2 protein-coding genes are annotated in these 2,431 nt (G+C 64.7%); one reads left to right on the forward strand and one right to left on the reverse strand.

What is annotated here, in order from left to right; translation table 11 throughout:
- Positions 1 to 1,407, reverse strand: a 1,407-nt coding sequence (locus EOD07_RS30815) for an APC family permease (RefSeq protein WP_164772710.1), incomplete at its 3' end; no start/stop codon positions are given.
- A 158-nt stretch (positions 1,408 to 1,565) separates the two neighbouring features.
- Here EOD07_RS30815 and EOD07_RS30820 point away from each other — a divergent pair.
- Positions 1,566 to 2,330, forward strand: coding sequence for an IclR family transcriptional regulator (locus EOD07_RS30820; protein ID WP_127237983.1), 765 nt, complete (start codon positions 1,566 to 1,568; stop codon positions 2,328 to 2,330).
- The last annotated feature ends 101 nt before the right edge of the window (positions 2,331 to 2,431 follow it).

A 2,431-nucleotide genomic window follows, 5' to 3' on the forward strand; every position in this document is an offset into this window, starting at 1 on the left:
CTTCAAGGTTCCCGCCAGCAATAGGCCGACCACAGCCGCGATCAGCACCAGCGCCGGCAGGAACACGCCGAGGAAGCCGCCCGCGCCCGACAGGCTGCCGAAGTTGATGACGATGAGGTAGATGATGATGGCGAAAGCGATGAAGGTCAGCGCCGGCAGGATCGTGGTCTTCAGCCCGTTCTCCTGATTGGACGGATTGGCGCGGAAGTACATCACGACAGCGAGCGAGGCCACGGCCATCATCACGATGACGCCAAGCGTGGCGACGTTGGTGAGCCACGAAAACAGCGCCAGCACCGGATCAAGGCCGAGCACGGCGAAAAGCCCCACGACGACCGCCGCGAGCACGCTCTGGATGACCGAAGCGACATGCGGGCTCTGATGCGCCGAATGCGTGACGCCGATCGACTGCGGCAAAAGCTTTTCGCGGCCGGCGACGTAGATGTAGCGGGCGACCGCGTTGTGGAAGGCCAGCACGCCTGCGAACAGGCTGGAGACGAAGAGAATGCTCATGGCGTGGGTGAGCAGCGTTCCGGCGTAATGGTCGGAGAGGCCGAACAGGAAAGTGGTCGGATCCTGCAGCGCCTGCAGCGACGGCACCAGCTTGTCGACACCGGCGCCGACCGCCATCAGCCAGGCGGTGACCATGTAGAACAGGCCGATCAGGATGACGGAGAAATAGGTGGCGCGCGGAATGGTCACCTTGGGGTCGCGCGCCTCCTCGGCATAGATCGTCGTCGCCTCGAAGCCGATAAAGGCGGCGAAGCAGAACAGGATGGCGATGGCCGGCGCGCCACTGGTGATCTGGCTCCAGCTAAAGGGCGCGGCCGACAGGCCGCTGTCGCCGCCGGTCTTGAGGATAGTGAGGTCGAGGATCAACACGACGACATACTCGGCGAGCACCAGCACCGTCAGGATCTTGGCCGACAGGTCGACCTGGCGGTAGCCGAGCACGGCGACGATGGCGATGGCGATGAAGCTCCACACCCACCAGGGCAGATTGACGCCCCAGCCGGCGAACAGACCGGAGGTCGCAGCGCCCAGCAGGCCCATGACGCCGATCTGCATGGCGTTGTAGGAGAGGATCGCGATCAGCGCGACGGCGCCGCCGGCCAGGCCGCCGAGGCCGCGCGCGGCATAGGCGTAGAAGGCGCCCGCATTGCCGATGTGGCGCGACATTGCGACATAGCCGACCGCGAACAGGAGCAGCAACAGCGTCACGATCAGATAGGTGCCGGCAAAGCCGGCGCCGTTACCCATCAGCATGCCGAGCGGCGTGCCGCCGGCGACGGCCGTGAGCGGCGCGGCGGCCGAGATCACCATGAAGGTGATGGCGCCGACCCCAAGGCTGTTCTTCCTCAGCCGGTTCAGTTCACCGGCTTCAAGTGTGGTCATTTTTCCCTCCATTCCGCGCTGCGGAAACCAAGTGTCCCTGAGATGCCGAGGGCCTTCTGAGAGGGCCGATATGCATTTCATTATTTGCAACGGCATTTCGATATTAGACTTGCAAAGGAATCGACTTGCTGTCAAGTTAATTCGCACGTTAAGTATCTGAGGGAGACGCGATGAGCACGGTTGCCAAAGCCATTTCGCTGCTGGAGGTGCTGGGCAGCGGCGCGCCCGAGGCGGCGCTTGCCGACATTGCCAAGGTTGCGGGTTTCGACAAGGCGACGACGCGCCGGCTGCTGGTTTCGCTCATCGCGCAAGGCCTGGTCGAGCAGGATGAGACGACGCGCTTCTACCGGCTCGGCGCCGGCCTGACGCGGCTGGCGCTGATGCGCGAGGCGCAGTTTCCGTTCCTGCGCATGGCGGCGCCGGTGGTCGAGGCGCTGGCGGCGGAAACCGGCGAAACCGTGCATCTTTCCGAGTACTCAAAGCGTGGTCTGATCACCGTCCAGGTCATCGAATCAACCAAGGCCAACCGCGTCAGCGTGCAGCCCGGCGATGTGCTGCCGATGCATGCGACGGCCTCCGGCATCGCCTTCCTGGCCTTTACCGAAGAGCGCATCCGCGAAGGCATTCTCGCCAGGCCGCTGCCGGCGTTCACGCCCCATACGATCGACAATGTGGAGACCCTCGTCGAGCATGTCGCCGCAGCCCGCGCCCGCGGCCATTCGACCGGCTCGCAAGGCTATGAGGAAGGCGTGCTCAGCGTGGCCTCCGCAATCCTCGGCGCCGATGGTTTCGCCATCGGCACCATCGCCATCGCCGCCCCCAGGGTGCGCATCCACAAAGGCGACATCGAGCGCCACGGCGCGAGCGTCGCCGCGGCGGCGCGCGAGATCGGCGAGCGGCTGTTCGGCCGCCTGCCTGGCCAGAAGCGGGCGTAACAGCCAACAAGAGACTGCAGGGAGATTGATGTGGAGGAGAAACGCCGAATCCTGGTTATCGGCACCGGCGACACCAAGGCCGACGAGCTTCTGTTCATGCG

This window comes from Mesorhizobium sp. M2C.T.Ca.TU.002.02.1.1, from assembly GCF_003997225.1.

Bases quoted from the DNA above. Each gene is read 5' to 3' on its own strand.
- EOD07_RS30820 (WP_127237983.1), top strand. From the start codon at position 1,566: ATGAGCACGGTTGCCAAAGCCATTTCGCTGCTGGAGGTGCTGGGCAGC.